Raw genomic sequence first — 21,343 nt, 5'->3', positions numbered from 1 at the left:
TCAATGGATGCGCATTTTCTTAAAACTTAATCTGCGATTATCTTATCCCTGAGGTTTCATATGCGGGAACAGGATAACATCTTTAATAGTAGGTGAATCAGTGAAGAGCATAACCAGGCGATCAATACCAATCCCTTCACCGGCAGTTGGTGGTAAACCATACTCAAGGGCGTTTATGTAATCAGCGTCGTAATGCATCGCTTCATCATCACCGGCATCTTTCTCTTCAACCTGCTTACGGAAACGTGCCGCCTGATCTTCAGCATCATTAAGCTCCGAGAAACCATTGGCGATTTCACGTCCGCCAACGAAGAACTCGAAACGATCGGTAATGAAAGGATTGTGGTCATTACGACGCGCCAAAGGCGAAACTTCCCATGGGTATTCAGTGATAAATGTCGGCTGAATCAGTTTGTGCTCTGCTGTTTCTTCAAAGATTTCACAAATGTATTTACCGGGTCCCCAAACGCCTTCAACGTCAGGCTCTTTGACATGAAGCTGCTTGGCGTATTCACGAATTTTTTCGAAATTTTCTTCCGGATTACGGAATACAGACTCGTCGAATTCAGGATTATATTTAAGGATTGCATCAACCATGGACAAGCGCTCAAACTTGCTACCGAAATCATAGGTAATTTCTTCGGTCACATTGCCTTCAGCATCTTTTACAGTATTGATAACGGTAGTCGTCCCCAACACATCCTGCGCTACTGTACGCAACATTTCTTCGGTCAGATCCATCAAATCGTTATAATCTGCGTACGCCTGATAAAACTCTAACATGGTAAATTCCGGATTGTGACGAGTTGATAATCCTTCGTTACGGAAGTTACGGTTAATTTCAAATACGCGATCAAATCCACCGACTACCAAGCGTTTCAGGTAAAGCTCAGGCGCGATTCTTAGGAACATATCAATATCCATCGCGTTGTGATGAGTCACAAACGGACGAGCAACCGCACCACCTGGAATCACCTGAAGCATCGGCGTCTCCACTTCCATAAAATTTCGCTCAACCAGAAAACGGCGGATACCTTCGACCACTTTGCTACGCATCAGGAAGTTTTTGCGGGTATCTTCGTTGATGATTAAATCAACATAACGCTGGCGATACTTCATTTCCTGATCAGCAAGACCGTGGAATTTTTCGGGCAGCGGACGAAGCGACTTGGTGAGTAAGGCATACTCGTCCATGCTGACAAACAGATCACCCTTACCCGAAAGTTTAAGCTGACCTTTAACACCGATGATGTCGCCAATATCGAGACCGCCCCAGCGTTCTTTCATGTCTTTTTGCGTATCTTTACTGGCGTATGCCTGAATGCGACCGCTCATATCCTGCACCACAAAGAAAGGACCACGTTTAGCCATGACACGACCGGCGATACTGACAACTTTGTTCAGCTCTGCGATGGTTTCTTTATCCTTATCACCAAATTCCTTTTGCAAATCATCAGCGTATTGCTCCGGTTTAAAATGGTTCGGGTGAGCATTGGCCGGACAGTTTTCTCGGATATTTTCAAGTTTCGAACGACGCTCAGCAATTAACTTGTTATCTTCAGTTGCCGCTTCATTCACTTGTGGTTGATTTTCTTGATTGCTCATGATTTTTTCTTTGCTTCAGTTTTAAAATTAATAAATTGGTTCTAAAAAATTATTGCTCTTAGCCCGTTGCTCGAAACCAGGCTTTACAACCCGGCCTTCAAACTTTCTTCAATAAACCCGTCCAGATCGCCGTCAAGCACAGCCTGAGTATTGGTCGACTCATAGCTGGTCCTCAAATCTTTTATTCGAGACTGATCGAGTACATAGGAGCGAATCTGGCTGCCCCATCCAATATCCGATTTGGAATCTTCCATCTGTTGCTTTTCCGCATTTTGCTTTTGGATTTCCAGCTCATAGAGCTTTGCTTTCAAAAGTTTCATCGCCTGATCTTTGTTCTTGTGCTGCGAACGATCATTTTGGCACTGTACCACAGTATTCGTTGGTATATGGGTAATACGAACCGCCGAATCGGTTTTATTAACGTGCTGCCCACCGGCCCCACTGGCACGATAAGTATCAATTCGTAAATCCGCCGGGTTTACTTCGATTTCGATATCGTCTTTCACTTCCGGATAACAGAAAACGCTGGCAAATGAAGTGTGGCGACGGTTGCCCGAGTCAAACGGAGATTTTCGAACCAGTCGATGAACTCCGGTTTCGGTGCGTGTCCAGCCGAATGCATATTCACCCTTGACGTAAATCGTCGCGCTCTTGATACCCGCGACTTCTCCATCGGACTTTTCGATCAATTCAGCATCAAAGCCTTTGCTTTCACACCAACGCAAGTACATGCGCAGTAACATATCAGCCCAATCTTGCGCTTCGGTACCTCCAGAACCCGCCTGAATATCGATATAGGCGTTCTGGGTATCCATTTCGCCACTAAACATCCGGCGGAACTCCAGCTTGGCCAGTTCCTGATCCATGGTATCGAGATCGCCGAGCAAAGCATCGACCGTATCCTGATCATTTTCTTCGACCGCCATTTCCAGAAGATCGTCTGCATCGTCCAGCCCTGCGTCAAGGTTTTCAATGGTTTTAACGACAATTTCGAGACTCGAACGCTCCTTGCCCAGGGCTTGCGCTCGCTCAGGCTCATTCCACACGTCAGGCAGCTCTAATTCTCTCTCTACCTCTACCAGGCGCTCTTTTTTGACATCATAGTCAAAGATACCCCCTAAGCGTCTCTTTGCGCGCCAGAAGGTCTTTAATCTGCTCTTTTATGGATGTTACTTCGATCATCGTAAAGTCTTGCTATTTTTGCTAGGATGAAAAGGCGGTATTCTACTAAAAGTCAACGCTTTAGCCCAGTACTAACTTGGGATCGATATCAATTGGAAATAAAGGGGAGCCTATGAACTACAAAGCTTTAAACCGAGCACTGTTAAGTCTCGTAGCCCTTTGCCTTTCAGCTTGCAGTTCAATTCCGGTTGAGCAGGTGGAAAGCCGAATCAGTGCCTGGAAGGGGCAGCATATTGATGAACTGTTCAAGTACTGGGGTCTGCCCAGCAGGCAACAGCATGTAGGCGACAGGCACTATGCTGAGTGGATTAATCAAAGTAGCGAACCCGGCAATGCTGCGGTTTCTATCGGCACAGGCACGCGCAGCCGTCATACCGGCATAGGTATCGGACTTACGCTTTTCGATCTCGGCGGAAAAGATGACGAATGCTCGCGACTGGTAACTTATGACAGTAACAGCATTGTTAATCAGATTACCTGGCAAGGCACCAATGATTATTGCTATGAGGTAACCCCGAGTCTGGAGCAGATTCAGCAAAACGCGCAACGAATTCAACATTAGAGTATACGGTAACCGAGATTAAATAGCCGAAATCGAATAGTCGGAGCTTAGTATGTGCAATAGTACTAAACATTCGAATCTATCTGTAACTGGTTTTCGGGCCTTTGAAAATACGCTTTTAAAAACTCCGTAAAAATCTTTACCTTAGCCGGAACCAGTCTTTTATGCGGATATATAGCGACAATTTCTCTTTGGTTAAAACTCCATTCTGGAAGCAGTACCCTGAGCGAGCCGTTCAGGACTTCAGTCTGAAGATAGTAGTCCGGTAAATAAGCTATCCCCAACCCTCTTTTTGCTACAGCTCTTAATGCGAGACCACTATTACTGCGCCAACGACTTTTCACTTTCAAAAGACACTCAGATTGATCATTGCTTCGCTTTAGTCGCCATGGCTTGCTGCGACCTTTCTCCATAAAAAGAAGACATTGATGATTCTGCAGATCTCGTGGCGAGGTAACAGGCTTATGCACTCGCTGAATGTAATCTTTACTGGCAACCACATAAAAACGCGTCTGACTTAGAGGAACGTTGACCACGTTCACGTCCTTGCGAGCACCTACCTGAAGTGCAACATCATGATCATTTTCCAGCAAATCCACTCGACGACTAGTAAACTCAATTTCCAGTTCCAGTTCAGGGTATTCAAGCATGAACTCTGAAATGGCTGGTACCAGAAAAGTTTCACCAAGTAGAAACGGCGACGCTATCTTCAGAGTTCCCTTAACGGATTGATGAAGCTGAGTTACAGAAGTTTCAGCCTCATCCATAGCTTCTACAATGTGACTACATTTTTGATAAAAAGCTTCACCGACTTCAGTCAAACTTAACTTGCGAGTCGTACGGTGCAGCAGACGACTACCGAGCCTCTCTTCAATCCTGCTGATCTGTTGACTGACATGACTCTTGGAAATCCCCAAAACCTCGGCCGCGGCGGAGAAGGAACCGCTATTAACGACTTCAACAAATTCTTCTACGCCTTCCCAGCGACTCATCGAAACCTCCGCCAATTGTTCTCATATAAAAACAATATTATCACAAATAACATTATTATCATTCAATTGAAAACAATATAAGATCTCTACTGCCAACAAAAACATGAGGATCAAACAATGGAATCAGTCGATTTAATCAAGGCGGCAAGCTTGATTGCAACAGCCATCATTATCGCCGGCGCGGCTATTGGCTCAGGCCTTGGAATTGGTAAAGTTGCGGCGAAATTTGTGGAATCAGCAGCTCGTCAACCATCGCTAGCTAAAGACCTGCAGGTAAAAACAATGATAATGGCTGCCTTTCTGGACGCAGTCCCTATGATCGCGGTGGGAATCGGTTTACTGATACTGTTTACTAGTGCCTGAGCCTCCAGATGACCCAGTCTTAGCCAAATAAAAGCTTCTCCACCACAGGCTGATTAGCTTCCGGAAATTTGAAGTCTGTCAGCTTGCTTTTGCTAGCCCAAAGAACGGGCTGGCCTTCGACGCCATGTGGCTCTCCTTTGAACTGTTCAACGATGAAAAATTCAAGGGAGACTTTTTTTTCTGGATATTCAAAATCAACAGTAGTGAAAGGCCGCGCGGACTGAATATGAATATTCAACTCTTCGAAGATTTCTCTCTTAAGAGCTTCAACCGGAGATTCTCCGTTTTCAATTTTTCCACCGGGAAATTCCCAGTAGCCACCTTTGTGCTTATCAGCAGGACGCTGAGCAATTAAAACTTTATCGTCCTGCAGAATAATAGCTGCAGCTACCCGGATTATTGACATCTTATTTTTAAAGTTACTTTAATTTTCCGTGACACTGCTTGTATTTCTTACCTGAACCACAAGGACAGGGCTCATTACGGCCAACTTTGTCACCATCTCGCTTATAGGGAGTGTGTGCATCATCTGCTTCACCGCCCTGGTGCATCGCTGACTCCTGGTCGTGCTGATAGCGAACATCGTGTGATTGCGCTTCACGTCGACGTTGCTCTTCAATCGCTTCAACATCTTCTGAATCACGCACCTGGACTTTTGACAAAATACCAATAACGTCAAACTTAATGTTTTCCAGCATTTCGGCAAACAACTCAAAAGCTTCTCTTTTGTACTCCTGCTTGGGATTCTTTTGCGCATAGCTACGCAAATGAATGCCCTGACGCAAATGATCCATAGCTGCCAGATGCTCTTTCCAGGCGCTGTCGAGATTCTGCAACATAACCGATTTTTCGAAGTGACGAATGACTACTTCTCCAACCAGCTCTTCTTTACGCTGATATTCTTCAGATAAAGCATCAATGATCTTTTGACGTAAATTCTCTTCATGCAGATTATCGTCTTCATCTAACCATTTCTGGACGGGCAATTCGATAGCAAAATCAGCACGCAGACGATCCTGCAGCCCCTGAACATCCCACATATCTTCAATACTTTGTGGTGGAATATACTGAGCAAATACGCTGGAAATGACGTCATATCGTAATGACTCGATGGTTTCTGATACGTCTTCGGTCGACATTAAGTCAGCACGCTGTTCATAGATAACCTTACGCTGATCGTTGGCAACGTCATCATATTCAAGCAGACTCTTACGGATATCAAAGTTGCGACCTTCGACCTTACGTTGGGCATTTTCAATAGCACGAGAAACCCATTTGTGTTCGATTGCTTCACCTTCTTCCCAGCCCATTTTTTGCATCATCGATGCCATGCGCTCAGAAGCAAAAATTCGCATCAGATCATCTTCCAGTGAAAGGTAGAATCGGCTGCTTCCCGGATCACCCTGTCTGCCAGAACGACCACGAAGCTGATTATCGATACGACGAGACTCATGACGCTCAGTACCGATAATTGCCAGACCACCAGCATCCAGTACTTTTTGATGGCGCTCTTCCCACTCAGCAGTTAGTTTTGCAACCTGCTCGTCGCTTGGATTTTTAAGCGCGGCTAAATCAGCTTTAAGATTTCCGCCTAGTACGATATCGGTACCGCGACCAGCCATGTTAGTGGCAATAGTGACATTACCGGGACGACCAGCTTCAGCAATAATATCTGCTTCTTTGGCATGGAACTTAGCGTTAAGCACCTGATGTTTGATTTTTCTCTGCTTTAAAACATTAGACAAAATTTCAGAAGACTCAACTGAAGCGGTCCCAACCAGGACTGGCTGACCATTGGCAGTACGTTGCTCAATCTCTTCGATAATGGCCATATATTTTTCCTGCTTGGTAAGGAAAATCAGGTCACCGTGATCAATACGCTGCATCGGACGATTAGTTGGAATCACGATTACTTCCAGACCATAAATTTGATTAAGCTCAAATGCTTCAGTATCGGCCGTACCGGTCATACCGGAAAGCTTTCCATACAAACGGAAAAGATTCTGGAATGTGATAGAAGCTAATGTCTGATTTTCATTTTGAATATCGACACCTTCTTTGGCCTCAACCGCCTGGTGCAATCCATCTGACCAACGACGTCCGGGCATTGTACGACCGGTGTGCTCGTCAACGATAACCACTTCGTTATCTTTAACGATGTAATCTACATCTTTCTTAAATAAGGTATGAGCTCTCAGTGCGGCATTAACATGATGTAGTAGAGAAATCGAACTGGCATTATAAAGCGATGTTCCTTCAGCCAATAGACCGGCAGCGAGCAATAGCTCCTCTACTTTTTCCTGTCCTTGTTCACTCAGGTGAACCTGCTTGGATTTTTCATCAACAGTGTAGTCACCACTTTGCTGATCTTCCGGATCAGTTTGCGGCTCAAGTTTTGGAATCAACTTGTCAATCTGACGATACATGTCGGAGCTGTCTTCAACCGCTCCGGAGATAATCAGTGGAGTTCTTGCTTCATCGATCAGGATAGAGTCGACCTCATCGATAATTGCGTAATGTAAATCTCTTTGTACTTTCTCTTCAATAGAGAAAGCCATGTTGTCTCTCAGGTAGTCAAAGCCAAACTCATTATTGGTACCGAAAGTTATGTCACAAGCATAGGCTGCGCGCTTGGTTTCATGATCCTGGCCAGAAAGAATTACGCCAACACTCAAGCCTAAGGATTCATATAGTGGTCCCATCCAGTCAGCATCACGCTGCGCCAAGTAATCGTTGACCGTTATAATATGAACGCCTTTACCACTTAGCGCGTTTATGTAGGCAGCCAGCGTCGCCACCAGTGTTTTACCCTCACCGGTACGCATTTCCGCAATTTTTCCTTCATTCAGGACCATCCCACCAATCATCTGTACGTCAAAGTGGCGCATATTAAGGACTCGCTTACCTGCTTCACGCACAACGGCAAAAGCGTCTTCCAGGATATCGTCCAGAGTTTCGCCGTTCGCCAGTCTTTCTTTGAAAGCAGTGGTACAGGCGGTTAACTCCTCATCACTTTTTTGCTGGTAGATTTCTTCCAGCGCGTTGATTTTAGCCACACGTTTATTTAGCTGTTTGACTACTCGGTCATTTCGGCTACCAAATATTTTGGTTAGGATATTCCCAAACATGGATTATAACTTCCTGATATTTTTATAAATTTTATTAGTCTCAACTTTGAGACAGAAAAATAGCACTGTTTGGCGGCTGTGCATTACCTGCCCCCAAAAGCTATTTCAAACACTCTTGTGAAAAAATGAACCGCGGAATTGTACCTTGGATAGATTGACAACTCTACCGCAAATATGACCGCGTTCGTTCATTGATGGGGACAAATCGGCAAAACTCAAGCAAATAACCATAATTTCAATAATGTGACACTAAGTTTTCAACAAAGCTCGGCCACTAACTTGATTCGACCCTTATAGATCAATTACTCTCCCAATATTCCATTACTTGCTTCAGGATTATTGAAAATCAAAGCACTTTTTCCCGCATTAAAGCACTCAGAGCAGGTCTATCTGGACAGCGCCTCCAGCTGTCAGTTGCCAGAAGAAGTAATCAAGGCGATGAGTAGATACCTATCACAAGGGCATGGAAACCCGCATAGAGGGATGTATTCTTTTAGTGAAATGGCGGAAGAGCTTCTTAGCAAAACCAGAACTCAGTTATCAAGCCGGTTTGGCGGCTCTCCTGCTCAATATATTTTTACCAGCGGAACAACTGAATCGATAAACCTGGTGGCCAACCATTTTCAGGGATTAGCTAATTCAAACCATTCTATTCTGGTTACCCAGCTAGAGCACCATGCAAACCTGCTTCCCTGGATGCGACTTGCAAAAACTACCGGCGCAAAACTGAACATTCTTCCGCTCAAGACCGATGGCGCCCCGGATCTGGAGAAACTGGATACTTATCTGTCTCAAAACTGTCTTCTATTCGCTGTTAGCCATGAAAGTAACTTAACGGGACTCAAATTACCACTAAATAATATGATTCAGAGAGCCAGAGATTATGGAGTAAGCACCCTGGTCGATGGCGCCCAGGCGGTTTCAGGCAGTAAGCCTCAATTTACTGAACTCGATTGTGATTTTTATGCATTTTCCGGACATAAACTCTACTCGCCTGCGGGCATCGGAGCACTCTACTGTCGTGAACCGGAAAAACTGACCCCTTTAAAACTCGGCGGCGGAATAGTTAACCGGGTCCAGGCTGATCTGACTAATAGCAATTATCAGTTAGTTGAGGATATTAGCCGTTTTGAAGCAGGAAGTCCGAATATGCCTGGTATTGCCGGTTTAAGTGCGTGCCTTTCATTTCTGGCAAGGATTAATCTGGAAGAAGAAGTCTGTAGACAAAAGCAACTCATTCAAAAGGCATTATCACATACCCGCTCTTTAGGCTTTACTGTAATCTCTGATCCGGAAAGTCATCATATACTGTCTTTTACCAGCAATCAGTTTCACTCCCATGATATTGCCAGTATTCTCGCAAGCGAAAATATTTCGGTAAGAGCAGGCCATCACTGCGCTCAACCCTACCTGAAAGCACTCGGTCATAAACACTGTGTTCGAGTATCTCTCGGCCTCTACAATGACGAAGAAGATATTTCCCGGCTTCAACATGGATTAAGCCAGGTTATTTCGATATTGGGATAATAATCAGGCCTGTTTTTGTAAACCAGGTAGTTCAAGGTCTACACTTTGGTATAGATCCGAACATTAATCGCTGGCTATCCGCTAACTGGAGATATCTTGAATATAGAATTCATCAGTCCTTTTCTCTCATCAATGTCAAATGTACTGGTGACTATGGCTAGCCTCAAACCAAGGGCCTCCGGCTTCCAACTGGAGCCAACCAACCTGCCCGAAGGAGATGTCACCGGGATAATCCCTCTATCCTCACCTCAGGCCTCAGGCACTATCGCATTGACCTTTTCTAAAGCGGTTATATTGCACATTGCAGAAAAAATGTTGGGAGAAGAGTTTGATGAATTAAATGACAAAGTAGCGGATCTTGTTGGTGAGCTGGCTAATATGGTCGCGGGAAACGCGAGAGAACTGCTGGAGGACAAGGGCTACACATTTGAAATGGGTATTCCCAAAGTCATTCGAGGTCCAAACAGAGAGCTTACTCGACCACAAACTTCAAATTTGGTTATTGTCCCTTTCTCAACCGAAGCAGGCGAATTCTATGTCGAAGTAAGCATCAATTCGCTCGAGTTTTGAATGGAGTTTAACTAAATCGTGAATTCTTAGGCAGCTATCTACAAATTTCACTCTTAGATATTGATTTGTTGATTCCATAAAAAAACCAGAACCCTAAGGTTCTGGTTTTTAAAAGACATCGGTAGTTAGGTGATACTAGGAAAATATCCGCAAATTTTCAGTATCCAGTTGCTCTTCAATAGCAAGCACTTGCTTGAAAACTCGCAAATCTGAACGAGCTTCCTTTTCGGTCTCAAATGGACCATTTAGGCGACCACCTCTAACTTTATAGAAAAAGCCCTGATCATTGACGACCAAACGTGGACTTTTCTCAAACTGACTATTTATTGGATCCGATTTCCGGTAGATACTTCGACTCATTCTAAAAATCCCTTTGACTGCAGCCATAGTAAGTATAATCTCAATAGAGGTATTCTGGCGATACGAAATCGCTTAATATGATGTAAGCATTATCCTACAAAAGAGCCAATCCTTCAGACAAATCTTAAAATTTATCACTAGCGCCAATAAAAACTAAGCGCTAGAGTATTTTACGGCATCGGCAATAAGGGTGGCTTGCCTGGTTATTTGGCAAGCTCCTCATCAATAAGCTCTTTAAAACTATCGAGGGGAAGAGCCCCCTTGATAAAACGCCCGTTTATAAAAAATGCAGGGGTCGACTCAACACCTAGCTCCATTCCTTCTTTCAGGTCCAGCTGGACCAATTCGCTATTTTTTCCTGATGTCAGGCAGCTATTAAACGCTGCTGGTTCCAATCCAATATTCTTAGCAAAATCCTTAATTTGACCGACGGTCAGGCTTCTGAAGTTTTCAAACAACACATTGTGTAGTTCCCAGAATTTTTCCATTCCCTGCTCTTGCGCACAGATTGTAGCTTCTGCAGCTTTTTGCGCCATAGGATGAATACTGGAAAGCGGAAAATGCTTATACACAATTTTTATTTTGTCACCGTAAATATCCTGTAATTGATAGAGTGTCTCGTTGGCGCGAGAGCAGTAAGGACACTCAAAATCAGAAAACTCAACAATGGTAACCGGAGCATTAACATTACCCCGATAGGCAGAATGTTTAATATTTACCTCAAAACGCGGCTCCAGTGGCTCTTTTAGATTGACGACAATTTTGTACTTCTTTTCCTGTTGCTCTACCCATTGGTCAATCTGGCCTGCGATTTCAGATTGCAATAGAAACCGTCTCACCTGTTCTTTTAAGTTGGTGTTAATCTTACTCTTTGGAATATTTCTGGACTGGATAAAAGCGTCAACTTCCTGATCACTTATTTCACGAGGCTTAATAACGTTTCGGCTCAGATACTGATCTTCCGTCATTCCTTTGGAAGCAGGGTCCAAGGAGATGAGTTTCTTTATTAGTAATGAGCGAAGGGAGGCATACTGCAAATCATAAAGTGCTTTTTCAGCATTATAGATCTCAAGACGATTGCTCTTTCGAATCATATCCAGGTCAATAGTTTCCCCATTGACAGAGGCAACGATATCGGAGCTGGACCAAGCAGCTGCATACGAAGAAAAGGCCTGCTGAATGAGGATGAATACTAGATAAAACAAAAAGGTCTGTCGCCTGCTCATATAATCGAACTCTCTTATTTAGGGGGCTTTGTGTAAAAACGGCAGTCAATACTATAGGCTAATTGAAATCCAATCAACGCCACCTATTAAACTTCTATGCACTAGTAATGACCCGGCGTGGCAGGAAAAAATTACAAATCATTAAGAAAAGTCCGGTTAGACTGAGGTCAGAGCTATTTGACTACTCTGCCTCAGTTGTATTAGGCAGGAAAAGAAAATGATATAACGCTAAAGATACTCGATAACAGCTAGCGTAGCGTCTTTGGTAGATGTATCGCTATTTTTATCAAGATCGCGAGTTAATACCCCGTTTTCAATAGCACTGTATACCGCAGCCTCCACCGCTTTAGCTTCATTTTCGAGACTCAACCAACGCAGCATCATTGCTGCACTTAATATTGATGCATATGGATTAGCAATCCCCTGCCCCGCAATATCCGGTGCACTGCCGTGAATCGGCTCGAACAGTCCGCAATCCTCGCCAATTGAAGACGAAGCAAGAAGCCCCATTGAACCAGCCAGGACACTCGCTTCATCAGATAGAATATCACCAAACATATTTTCGGTAAGAATTACATCAAAATGAGCAGGATTCTGGATCATTTTCATTGCACAAGAATCTACCAGCTGATGCTCTAGCTCTATTTCTGGATAGTTTTCAGCTACATAACCAGAAACAACATCTCTCCACAATCGAGAGGTTTCGAGTACATTCGCTTTGTCTACAGAAGTTAATTTTTTATTGCGCTGTATCGCCAGTTCACAAGCGACCTTAGTTATCCGTTCGACTTCCTGAACAGAGTAACGACATTCATCGGTAGCAAAATCTTTACCTCGAGTCTTCTCGCCGAAGTAGATTCCACCTGTCAGTTCCCTGACTACAACAAAGTCGACTCCTTTTAATACTTCTTCTTTCAGCGGTGAAGCACTTAGAAGTTTTGGAAAAACGGTTAATGGACGAATATTTGAAAAGACGCCTAACTCACTTCGAAGTTTTAATAACCCTTGTTCAGGTCTGACAGAGGCATTTGGGTCATCCCACCTGGGTCCTCCGATAGCCCCCAAAAATACAGCGTTAGCTTTTTTACACGCATCAATTGTTTCCTGTGGTAATGGACTACCTGTTTCGTCGATCGCACAACCTCCGATTAAATAACGTTCAACTTTGATATCTTGATTAAATTTTTTTGCAACAGCTTCCAGTACTGTCTCTACCGACTCAGCGACTTCAGGACCTATACCATCACCAGGCAAGCAGGCAATTTGAATTGTCATTATTTTTCTCCAAATGTTAAATATATTGTGCTTGTCGGCTTTCGAAGTTACTAATCAAAGTTTCTTGACTAAATAGAAAATCAAGCTGATCCATACCATTTAAAAAGCAATAACGAGCAAATGGCTCAATCTCAAAGTTAATAATTTTTCTATCCACGAGTATTTTTTGCGAAACGAGATCGACAGCAATAACTTTTGCATTTTGCTGCAGTAAAAACTGATGCTCAGCTTTATCAATAACTATTGGCATTAAGCCATTTTTAACTGCATTATTTCTGAAAATATCTGCGATTGACGAACTGATGACCACCTTGATTCCAAAATCCAACAGGGCCCAGGGAGCATGCTCTCTTGACGAACCACACCCCAGGTTTTCACCCGTAATAAGAATTTCCGCATTTTTTGTCTCTGTTTTATTCAAAACAAAGTCAGGGTTAGCACTTCGTCCACTATTTGAATTTCCAGAATAACGCCAGTTCGAAAACAAATGCTCTCCGAGTCCTTCTTTATTGGTTATCTTCAAATATTCGGCAGGAATAATCTGGTCGGTATCAATGTTTTCGATGTCTATTACCGCTGCCACTCCTTCGACTTTTTTAATAGGCTCTCTTGAAAAAATCTGCGACTGCTCAGTAGCAAAATTCGATGTTCCATTTATAGTGTTGTCATTTTTCATCAAGCAACCTCTCCTTGCCATTCATTAGCAACTTTTTCTGTATATTTAACGGGATCCACTACTTTACCAGCGACTGCAGAAGCTGCAGCTGTTGCCGGACTTGCTAATAATGTTCTTCCACCAGGACCTTGTCGTCCTTCAAAATTTCTATTGCTGGTACTAACGCAAATTTGTCCTGGTTGAATAATATCCCCATTCATACCCAGACACATAGAGCATCCAGGTTCACGCCACTCTGCGCCGGCTTTTATAAAGATTTGATCCAGACCTTCATTTTCAGCTTGTTCTTTTACTTCATGTGAACCGGGAACAATCAAAGCTCGTACTCCAGGCGCAACCTGATTTCCGTTAAAAATTCTAGCGGCATCTTTCAGGTCTGATAAACGAGAATTGGTGCAACTACCGATAAATACAACATCGATATTTTTACCAATCAGTGACTCTTTGGAAGCAAAGCCCATATAATTAAGTGCGTGCTTTGGTGCATTTTCAGGAATGACTTCAGTAACCGGAATCGCCATTTCCGGATTTGTACCATAGGTAATCATTGGCTTAACTTGTCCTGCATCTATCTCTACTAGCGAATCAAATTCTGCTCCCAGATCTGTGAAAAGCTCTGACCAGTCAGCGACAGCCCGTTGCCACGCATCTCCTTTTGGTGCATACGGACGACCTTGCAAGTAATCAAAAGTAATCTGATCAGGCGCGATCATTCCTGCGCGAGCGCCGGCTTCAATAGACATGTTACAAATAGTCATGCGCTCATCCATGCTCATATTTTTAATCGCTTCACCAAAATATTCGATCACATGTCCGGTAGCTCCACCAATACCTATTTTTGCTATAATAGCCAAAATAAGGTCCTTGGCTGACACTCCAGAATTGAGCTTTCCGACTACTTTAACTCCCATAGTCTTAGGCTTTCGCTGGGGAATACATTGCGTCGCAAAAGTATATCCCACTTCACTGGTACCAATACCAAATGCTAGCGCACCAAATGCACCATGAGTTGATGTATGACTGTCACCACAAACAATTGTTTTACCGGGTTGTGTTATTCCTTGTTCAGGCCCGACGACATGCACAATTCCTTGCCGTTTATCTCCTAGCTCAAATAGGGAAATACCGAACTCCCGGCAATTTTTTTTCAGCTGCTCGACCTGATTTTTCTCTTTCTCACCACTAAATTCATACTCGCCTTTTTCATTAGGTTTAGTCGTCGGAGTAGAATGATCCATTGTCGCAAAAGTGCGATCGGGACGACGAACCTTGAGTCCCTTTTCTCGCAACATATTAAATGCTTGCGGAGAAGTAACTTCGTGAATAAGGTGAGTGTCAATATAAAGTACTGCGGGTGTCTCCTTCGATTCAGGTGAGACAATATGTGCTTCCCAGACTTTTTCAAAAAGTGTTTTTTTTGTCATTTATAAATTCCTTAGTTTTATCTTTCCCGAGCTTAACTACCAGCGCCTTCCGCCAAGGTACTGAGTTGCTTCTTCCGGGACACGCTCTTCTTTTTTCGGACTATCTGCTTGCTGATCTAGCAACTTAAATACATCTTCATCAGAAACAGATTTTTGAATGTCGCTTAGCGCTTTAACGCGATGAGACAAGGCGATTGTTTCCTGCTCGTTCAGTTGAATATTGTTTTTTTCCAGCCATAATTTTATTGCGTGCTTTCCGCTATGCTTTCCTAGCACAATTTCGTTACTGGCAAATCCAACATCCTCAGCCCTCATGATTTCATAGGTTTCACGCTTGGCAATTACTCCATGTTGGTGAATTCCTGCCTCGTGTGCAAAAGAGTTTCTTCCAACAATGGCTTTGTTCGGCTGAACATTGATACCGGTAATTGATTCGACCATTCTGCTGCTGTTAACCAATTGACGAGTTTCTATTCCGGTTTCTACTGAAAACTTGTCCTGGCGAGTTTTTAACGCCATTACAACCTCTTCCAGAGCACAGTTTCCTGAACGTTCTCCAATTCCGTTAACGGTACATTCGATCTGTCGCGCGCCGTTTGCAATTGCTGACAAGCTATTTGCAGTGGCAAGCCCCAGGTCATTATGGCAGTGCACTGATAGTATCGCTTTACCAATATTTCTAACTCTGGATTTCAATTCTCCAATCAATTCTCCGAACTCTGCGGGTGTAGCATAACCAACCGTATCAGGAATATTAACAGTAGTAGCCCCGGCATCGATTACGGCCTCAATCACTTGAACCAGAAATGACAAGTCGCTGCGAGCAGCATCTTCCGCAGAAAACTCAATGTCATTAACATATTGCTTCGCTTTTTTGACTGCAGAAACCGCTTTTAAAATAACCTGTTCAGGTGTCATTTTAAGCTTGTGTTCCATATGGATATCACTAGTCGCTATGAACACATGGATACGTTTATTCGTGGCAGGCTCTACTGCCATAGCCGCAGCTTCAATATCTTTATCTACGGCTCTTGCCAGTGCACATATAGTCGGCCCCTGTACCTCCTCTGCTATTTGACGTACAGCCAAAAAGTCACCTTCAGATATCACTGGAAAACCGGCTTCAATAACATCTACACCCAAATTTTTTAGTTGATGAGCCATTTGTACTTTTTCGTCAATGGTCATACTTGCTCCCGGAGATTGCTCTCCGTCACGCAAAGTTGTATCAAAAATAATTATCTTCTCTTTTTTGGAACTCATGGTCCTTACCCGTCTCAATTTAAGTTTTATATATTTGCTTTCAAATTAAACCACTGATTAATTGCTGTAATTTCGCTCTCCAGGCGAGAAGGTGAGTCCAAACAGGAGCAGACTGCAAACCAGAAAATGAGCAGTATTTAAAAGTAAGATCAAATAGTTGTTCCGTTTAACTCTTTCTTTTATATGTTTCATCTGTTCCACCCTGGGACTATGCAATGTATTTCCTACCGACAATTTCGTTAGCACTGAACAAATAGGAAATTTGTCAAAAATAGCTCACTGCAATGGACAGCGAGCAATAAAAAACCCCGAAGCTTTCACTTCAGGGTTTTCGAATTCTTTACCAGCAACACAAAAACCCCATCAATTGATGAGGAGGAGGATTAAACCAAGAGTATTTTGAGTTTGTGTCGCGTTCATAAGGTCGAATTTAGGGAATCATTCGAATGGGGTCAACAGGATATAACTTTAAATTATGTTATTTGACGTTACGGCAACAAGGGCTTCAAGGCGTAAGCTTCTATCAACTTGTAACTCTGGAGTGCATTATTCTGCTGAATCTAAGGGAATTCTCCACTAGAGCATTTAAATAAAAGGAAAAACAAACTAATGGCCTAATTGAATTGCAGTTAAGGCCATTTAAAACAAAAGTTGATGCTACAAGGCCGGTTAATTTGCAGGTAAAGACAAAAAGCAGAACTACTTTAAAATACTACTTTCAGTAACCCGAGACATTTACACTAAAAGAAGCTTTAACCATATTGTTTAAGCCCTCATCAACAATCGGATTTCATCAGATCCAGAACTAGAATGTCCTGCTCGAAGAAAAAAAGGAACATCAAGATAACTTTTAATGACCTTAATTTACAACCCTCTCTGCGCTAATCTCTATTAATCGAATTTAGCTTTCGATTGCAAACTTCTCTTCTCAACGAACTTCCCTATCAAAGATAAGACTTCCAAATAAAAAGGCCCGCTGGAAGCGGGCTTTTTCAAAACATCTATGAGCATTTAGCCCTTTGCACGTCGATTTACATAAGGCAAAGGATTCACATTTCTTCCTTTTTTAAGCACTTCATAGTGAACATGCGCTCCGGTAGACCGCCCGGTATTGCCCATCTTACCTATTGCTTGCCCCTTACTAACAACATCACCCTTTTTTACTAAGGCTTCTTTATTATGGCCATAGCGTGTTACCAGACCGTCTCCATGATTAACTTCAATCAACAGTCCGTAACCATATCTATCACCAACCCAGGAAACCACCCCTGCGGCTGTAGAAACTACATCAGCCCCCTCTTTTCCGGCAAAGTCTACTCCACCATGCCATGCGGGTTTACCGGTAAAAGGGTCATTTCTTTCGCCATAATAGGAAGACATCCAGCCTTTACGAATAGGTCGACCAGAAATATAACGTTCAACCCCCATATGTTTATCCATTAAAAGGGACTCAAGAACATCAAGTTGTTGCTCTCTGGAATCAAGCTGACCGTCTACCAGATTTAACGCAGCAAATAAGTCTTCTATTTTCGCCGCTTCAGCAGTCGGTTTGCTCTCTGGCCCACCAATTGCCGGAGTATCGCTGAAATTAAATTCTTTGGCATCCAAACCGGCGACACTCACAATTCTTTCTCCTGCGGCATCCAGACGTCGAATATGTGCCTGCATCATACCCAGTTTTGCAGTCAATGCATTAATTTGCTGCTGGGATGCTTTCTTTGCCATTTCCAGATCTTTCCACTGGCTGGCTAGCTCTCTTTTCCAGTTATCAATAGTTACCTGATCAACCTCAGCAACCTGAGCTCGCTTCATCGCATAAAAGTAACCACTCACTCCTGCTGCAGCTGGCAACAAAAAAAGCAAAGCAAAAATACTGTAGAGATAGCGATTCTTTAATTTTACGCTTCTCATCCCCTGTGGGGAACGTTGTAAAATAGTAATACTCATAGACTAATTATTAAACCCGTGATTTTTTATCATTACCCTGAGAGTCCAGTAAATTATGGGAGTAACACAATTACTTTAAACTCCTGTTTAATCAACTGAATTTGTTATAATCTTTTTAATTGTTATTATCTTATCCTCGTCTGATCAGATAAATATTGACTTGAGTCTATATAAATCAATCAGTTAACTACCAAAAGGTAGGCATATTCCCTATGAGTCGCTACTCGCCTAAAAATCTGAATAACCTAATTTCCGAGCCATCAGACCAGATCAAATCACTTCTTGATCAACTGGCTAAAATTCAGACGCTAAACAATACCTTACAAAGCAAACTTAATGCAACACTTTCAAAGCACTGTCGAGTAGTAAATATACGTAAAAGTACTCTGGTAATAGCTGTTGACTCCGCAGCCTGGGCCAATAAACTCAGATTTCAACTACCTGAACTGATTGATCACTTTCGGCAATCAGGCTATTTTGGTCTGGCGAACATAGAAGTTATCGTCCAACCCCGCTAGTTCTTGAGCTTTTTAGGGCCGGAATTAGATAAAATAGGGCTCAAGGTCACAAAATTTAACTGCGATTTTTCTTTGGTAGTTAAATAGCTAGTGCCACTTTTTGAATGTTCAGAACCACCTATGCGTACAACTTGCAGTGACTAAAAACGCAAAAACCGGGTTTCCCCGGTTTTTAACTCAAAGTCACTCACTGATCACACTGCCAGACCAGGCTTCATAATATAAGATATTGGTGCAGCATCAGCATCTTCGAAAGTCACTACTTCCCAAGCTTCTTTATCTGCCATCAAAGTTCTCAACAATTTATTGTTAAGTGCATGTCCAGACTTAATACCAGTAAAGGCTCCAACCAGGCTATTACCTAAAAGATACAAATCACCAATCGCGTCTAGAATTTTATGCTTAACGAACTCGTCATCATAACGAAGCCCGTCTTCATTTAGTACTCTATATTCATCAAGAACAATTGCATTATCCATACTTCCGCCCTGAACCAGATTCTTTGAGCGCAAGTACTCGATATCATTCATGAAACCAAAAGTACGAGCACGGCTGACCTCTTTAACGAAGGAAGTTGCTGAGAAGTCGATTTCAGAATATTGAGAACCAGCAGTAAATACTGGGTGATCAAAATCGATACCAAAAGATATTTTAAAACCGTCGAAAGGCTCAAAAATAGCGACTTTATCGCCTTCTTTGACTTCTACACGCTTCTTAATTCGAATGAATCGTTTGGCTTTATTTTGCTCTTCCACACCTGCTGACTGCAGCAGGAATACAAATGGGCCTGCACTGCCGTCCATAATTGGCACTTCTGGTGCAGATACATCAATGTAGGCATTGTCGATACCCAAACCAGCCATAGCAGCCAGTAAGTGCTCAACAGTGGAAATTCTTACGCCATCCTTGACTAAACACGTAGAAAGCGTGGTATCTCCCACGTTTTCTGGCGCCGCACAAATCTCAACTACAGGATCAAGGTCAACACGTCGAAAGATAATGCCCGAGTCCACTGGCGCCGGGCGCAGTGTTAAATAGACTTTATCTCCGGTGTGCAAACCAACGCCAGTAGCGCGAATTGCGGTCTTGAGGGTACGCTGTTTAATCATTTGTGAATATTTCTCCAATTGATTACTGCTCGTCTTGCCTTCAAAGGCCGGATTGAACAAATTTTAAACTCATCGGATGAGTTACACCAAAATTTGCCGCATATTAGCACAAACTACAAGTTTATGACACATTCAAGTGTCGATTATTTATTCAAATCTGCTTATCAGGTCTCAACAGGGCAAAGCTTTATCTTAATAATTACCCTGTTTTTTCCTCAAACTTATCAAATAATTCATCAATAGTTTGCATTTCTGGCCGGCCACCCTAAACCAAGTGAAGGGGGGCTCGGTCGTTAAATGACCAGCCACAATACCTAATCAAGCGGCTATTAGTTAGCACTCACAAACTAACAACTCAATGGATATACCCTCCGGTCAGGAGCGAAATCCCCTGTTTATTTTAAACAGCTTAATTGGACTAAACCGTCAGGCTAGTCAGCCTGTTTGCGCAAAAACGCAGGTATATCCAGATAGTCCAGGTCGCTTCCAACTGCCTGCTTAGGTTGGCTGGCTTGTTGGCGCAAAATGGTCGGTCTATCAAGCTCAGGGTAGTTATTGGTACCATCTGCTTTTTTGGTATTATCTACTTTAACCTGTGGTGCTTGTGCTGGCTGACCACCAATTCCTGTGGCAACTACTGTGACACGGATTTCGTCTTTGAGTTCAGGGTCAATCGCGGTTCCGATTACAACAGTTGCATCATCTGCTGCAAAATCCTGAACCACACTACCGACTTCAGAGAACTCATCGATACTCATATCTTCTCCAGAAGTAATGTTAACCAAAATGCCTTTAGCACCAGCTAAGTCAACATCTTCCAATAATGGACTGGATACTGCCAACTCTGCAGCTCTACGAGCACGATCTTCACCGCTGCCGACACCATTCCCCATCATAGATGTACCTTTCTCTGACATTACAGTTTTAACGTCAGCAAAGTCGACATTGATTAGGCCAGGACAAGTCATTAGTTCTGCAATTCCCTGAACCGCGCCATGAAGAACATCATTTGCAGCTTTAAAAGCTTCAGTCAGCTTTTTGCCTTTCATGACATTAAGAACTTTGTCATTAGGTACGATAATCAGTGAATCAACATGTTGACGAAGCTCCTGAATACCCTGTTCGGCAACAGCCATACGCTTTTTCATTTCAAAGAAGAAAGGCTTGGTCACAACTGCTACCGTAAGCACTCCCATTTCTTTAGCTACCTCAGCAATTACCGGTGCAGCGCCGGTACCTGTGCCCCCACCCATGCCAGCAGTAATAAAAACCATATCAGTATCAGTCAAAATTTCCGCGATACGATCGCGATCTTCAATTGCTGCCTGACGGCCTACTTCCGGATTTGCTCCAGCCCCCAATCCTTTGGTTATTTGACTTCCTAACTGGATGGTTGTTCGAGCGGCAGAGCGATTAAGTGCTTGTGCATCAGTATTCGCACAGACAAATTCCACCCCGTCAATACATGCTTTTAGCATGTGCTCAACAGCGTTGCCGCCGCCTCCACCGACACCCACAACTTTGATCACCGCATTGTCACGGCAGTTATCGACTAGTTCAAACATATTAGCCATTGTATTTCCCCTTCTTGTTGCTAACAGATTTAAAAAATAAAT

Annotated in this window: 19 protein-coding genes; 5 read left to right on the top strand and 14 right to left on the bottom strand. The window is 43.1% G+C overall.

The genetic code is table 11. The features are described 5' to 3' along the window. Positions 1–42: 42 nt before the first annotated feature. Together lysS and prfB are read right to left on the bottom strand one after the other, a co-directional pair. Positions 43–1,605, bottom strand: coding sequence for a lysine--tRNA ligase (lysS, locus tag IYN84_RS00330; RefSeq protein WP_196137186.1), 1,563 nt, complete (start codon positions 1,603–1,605; stop codon positions 43–45). 83 nt (positions 1,606–1,688) lie between these two features. Continuing rightward, positions 1,689–2,787, bottom strand: a protein-coding gene (gene prfB, locus IYN84_RS00325) for a peptide chain release factor 2 (protein WP_196137185.1) whose coding sequence is annotated in 2 segments (ribosomal slippage) — positions 1,689–2,711 and positions 2,713–2,787 — 1,098 coding nt in all. Because the reading frame shifts where the segments join, the coding sequence is not laid out codon by codon here. Between the two features lie 112 nt (positions 2,788–2,899). Between prfB and IYN84_RS00320 the strand changes: the two genes are divergently transcribed. Next, the gene (locus tag IYN84_RS00320; protein ID WP_196137184.1) at positions 2,900–3,349 is read left to right on the top strand and encodes a hypothetical protein; all 450 of its coding nucleotides are present in this window, start codon (positions 2,900–2,902) and stop codon (positions 3,347–3,349) included. A gap of 65 nt (positions 3,350–3,414) precedes the next feature. Here the strand turns inward: IYN84_RS00320 and IYN84_RS00315 are convergent, their stop codons facing one another. After that, complete coding sequence (locus tag IYN84_RS00315; RefSeq protein WP_196137183.1) at positions 3,415–4,341, bottom strand: LysR family transcriptional regulator; 927 nt, start codon at positions 4,339–4,341, stop codon at positions 3,415–3,417. Between the two features lie 117 nt (positions 4,342–4,458). On the opposite strand from IYN84_RS00315, the gene atpE reads away from it, so the two are divergent. Continuing rightward, the gene (gene atpE / locus IYN84_RS00310; protein WP_196137182.1) at positions 4,459–4,704 is read left to right on the top strand and encodes a F0F1 ATP synthase subunit C; all 246 of its coding nucleotides are present in this window, start codon (positions 4,459–4,461) and stop codon (positions 4,702–4,704) included. A gap of 19 nt (positions 4,705–4,723) precedes the next feature. Here the strand turns inward: atpE and mutT are convergent, their stop codons facing one another. Both mutT and secA read right to left on the bottom strand, forming a co-directional pair. Beyond that, positions 4,724–5,110, bottom strand: a complete 387-nt coding sequence (gene mutT, locus IYN84_RS00305; RefSeq protein WP_196137181.1) for an 8-oxo-dGTP diphosphatase MutT — start codon at positions 5,108–5,110, stop codon at positions 4,724–4,726. 13 nt (positions 5,111–5,123) lie between these two features. After that, positions 5,124–7,832 (bottom strand): preprotein translocase subunit SecA, encoded by a 2,709-nt coding sequence (secA, locus tag IYN84_RS00300; RefSeq protein ID WP_196137180.1) that lies wholly within the window; start codon positions 7,830–7,832, stop codon positions 5,124–5,126. Positions 7,833–8,171: 339 nt separating this feature from the next. Between secA and IYN84_RS00295 the strand changes: the two genes are divergently transcribed. Both IYN84_RS00295 and IYN84_RS00290 read left to right on the top strand, forming a co-directional pair. Next, the gene (locus tag IYN84_RS00295; RefSeq protein ID WP_196137179.1) at positions 8,172–9,359 is read left to right on the top strand and encodes an aminotransferase class V-fold PLP-dependent enzyme; all 1,188 of its coding nucleotides are present in this window, start codon (positions 8,172–8,174) and stop codon (positions 9,357–9,359) included. Between the two features lie 96 nt (positions 9,360–9,455). After that, positions 9,456–9,929: a chemotaxis protein CheX gene (locus IYN84_RS00290; protein WP_196137178.1), complete on the top strand. Its 474-nt coding sequence runs from the start codon at positions 9,456–9,458 to the stop codon at positions 9,927–9,929. A gap of 135 nt (positions 9,930–10,064) precedes the next feature. Here IYN84_RS00290 and IYN84_RS00285 read toward each other — a convergent pair whose 3' ends face one another. The 7 genes from IYN84_RS00285 to IYN84_RS00255 all read right to left on the bottom strand — a co-directional run bounded on the left by IYN84_RS00285 (position 10,065) and on the right by IYN84_RS00255 (position 18,100). Further along, positions 10,065–10,289, bottom strand: coding sequence for a DUF6316 family protein (locus IYN84_RS00285; RefSeq protein ID WP_196137177.1), 225 nt, complete (start codon positions 10,287–10,289; stop codon positions 10,065–10,067). Positions 10,290–10,492: 203 nt separating this feature from the next. Continuing rightward, positions 10,493–11,515 carry a thioredoxin domain-containing protein gene (locus IYN84_RS00280; protein ID WP_196137176.1) on the bottom strand — a complete coding sequence of 341 codons (1,023 nt, stop codon included), beginning with the start codon at positions 11,513–11,515 and terminating at the stop codon, positions 10,493–10,495. A gap of 228 nt (positions 11,516–11,743) precedes the next feature. Further along, positions 11,744–12,790, bottom strand: coding sequence for a 3-isopropylmalate dehydrogenase (gene leuB / locus IYN84_RS00275; RefSeq protein WP_196137175.1), 1,047 nt, complete (start codon positions 12,788–12,790; stop codon positions 11,744–11,746). A 16-nt stretch (positions 12,791–12,806) separates the two neighbouring features. Continuing rightward, positions 12,807–13,466, bottom strand: a complete 660-nt coding sequence (leuD, locus tag IYN84_RS00270; RefSeq protein ID WP_196137174.1) for a 3-isopropylmalate dehydratase small subunit — start codon at positions 13,464–13,466, stop codon at positions 12,807–12,809. Further along, positions 13,466–14,890: a 3-isopropylmalate dehydratase large subunit gene (gene leuC, locus IYN84_RS00265; protein ID WP_196137173.1), complete on the bottom strand. Its 1,425-nt coding sequence runs from the start codon at positions 14,888–14,890 to the stop codon at positions 13,466–13,468. Before leuC ends, leuD begins: the two co-directional genes overlap by 1 nt. Before the next feature lie 36 nt (positions 14,891–14,926). Next, positions 14,927–16,153, bottom strand: a complete 1,227-nt coding sequence (locus tag IYN84_RS00260) for a 2-isopropylmalate synthase (protein WP_196137172.1) — start codon at positions 16,151–16,153, stop codon at positions 14,927–14,929. A gap of 1,011 nt (positions 16,154–17,164) precedes the next feature. Further along, the gene (locus IYN84_RS00255) at positions 17,165–18,100 is read right to left on the bottom strand and encodes a M23 family metallopeptidase (protein WP_210330238.1); all 936 of its coding nucleotides are present in this window, start codon (positions 18,098–18,100) and stop codon (positions 17,165–17,167) included. A gap of 212 nt (positions 18,101–18,312) precedes the next feature. On the opposite strand from IYN84_RS00255, the gene IYN84_RS00250 reads away from it, so the two are divergent. Next, positions 18,313–18,618, top strand: a complete 306-nt coding sequence (locus IYN84_RS00250; RefSeq protein ID WP_196137171.1) for a DUF721 domain-containing protein — start codon at positions 18,313–18,315, stop codon at positions 18,616–18,618. Between the two features lie 194 nt (positions 18,619–18,812). On the opposite strand, the gene lpxC is transcribed toward IYN84_RS00250, so the two are convergent. Together lpxC and ftsZ are read right to left on the bottom strand one after the other, a co-directional pair. Beyond that, the gene (gene lpxC, locus IYN84_RS00245) at positions 18,813–19,727 is read right to left on the bottom strand and encodes a UDP-3-O-acyl-N-acetylglucosamine deacetylase (protein WP_196137170.1); all 915 of its coding nucleotides are present in this window, start codon (positions 19,725–19,727) and stop codon (positions 18,813–18,815) included. A gap of 431 nt (positions 19,728–20,158) precedes the next feature. Next, positions 20,159–21,292 (bottom strand): cell division protein FtsZ, encoded by a 1,134-nt coding sequence (gene ftsZ, locus IYN84_RS00240; protein ID WP_196138512.1) that lies wholly within the window; start codon positions 21,290–21,292, stop codon positions 20,159–20,161. Between the last annotated feature and the right edge of the window lie 51 nt (positions 21,293–21,343).

Source organism: Aliikangiella sp. G2MR2-5, assembly GCF_015687155.1.
GTDB lineage: Bacteria > Pseudomonadota > Gammaproteobacteria > Enterobacterales > Kangiellaceae > Aliikangiella.
This window is presented reverse-complemented; position numbering and strand designations above follow the sequence as displayed.

Coding starts and splice junctions, on each gene's coding strand:
- lysS (WP_196137186.1), bottom strand. CDS start 1,605: ATGAGCAATCAAGAAAATCAACCACAAGTGAATGAAGCGGCAACTGAA.
- IYN84_RS00320 (WP_196137184.1), top strand. CDS start 2,900: ATGAACTACAAAGCTTTAAACCGAGCACTGTTAAGTCTCGTAGCCCTT.
- IYN84_RS00315 (WP_196137183.1), bottom strand. CDS start 4,341: ATGAGTCGCTGGGAAGGCGTAGAAGAATTTGTTGAAGTCGTTAATAGC.
- atpE (WP_196137182.1), top strand. CDS start 4,459: ATGGAATCAGTCGATTTAATCAAGGCGGCAAGCTTGATTGCAACAGCC.
- mutT (WP_196137181.1), bottom strand. CDS start 5,110: ATGTCAATAATCCGGGTAGCTGCAGCTATTATTCTGCAGGACGATAAA.
- secA (WP_196137180.1), bottom strand. CDS start 7,832: ATGTTTGGGAATATCCTAACCAAAATATTTGGTAGCCGAAATGACCGA.
- IYN84_RS00285 (WP_196137177.1), bottom strand. CDS start 10,289: ATGAGTCGAAGTATCTACCGGAAATCGGATCCAATAAATAGTCAGTTT.
- IYN84_RS00280 (WP_196137176.1), bottom strand. CDS start 11,515: ATGAGCAGGCGACAGACCTTTTTGTTTTATCTAGTATTCATCCTCATT.
- leuB (WP_196137175.1), bottom strand. CDS start 12,790: ATGACAATTCAAATTGCCTGCTTGCCTGGTGATGGTATAGGTCCTGAA.
- leuD (WP_196137174.1), bottom strand. CDS start 13,466: ATGAAAAATGACAACACTATAAATGGAACATCGAATTTTGCTACTGAG.
- leuC (WP_196137173.1), bottom strand. CDS start 14,890: ATGACAAAAAAAACACTTTTTGAAAAAGTCTGGGAAGCACATATTGTC.
- IYN84_RS00260 (WP_196137172.1), bottom strand. CDS start 16,153: ATGAGTTCCAAAAAAGAGAAGATAATTATTTTTGATACAACTTTGCGT.
- IYN84_RS00255 (WP_210330238.1), bottom strand. CDS start 18,100: ATGAGTATTACTATTTTACAACGTTCCCCACAGGGGATGAGAAGCGTA.
- IYN84_RS00250 (WP_196137171.1), top strand. CDS start 18,313: ATGAGTCGCTACTCGCCTAAAAATCTGAATAACCTAATTTCCGAGCCA.
- lpxC (WP_196137170.1), bottom strand. CDS start 19,727: ATGATTAAACAGCGTACCCTCAAGACCGCAATTCGCGCTACTGGCGTT.
- ftsZ (WP_196138512.1), bottom strand. CDS start 21,292: ATGTTTGAACTAGTCGATAACTGCCGTGACAATGCGGTGATCAAAGTT.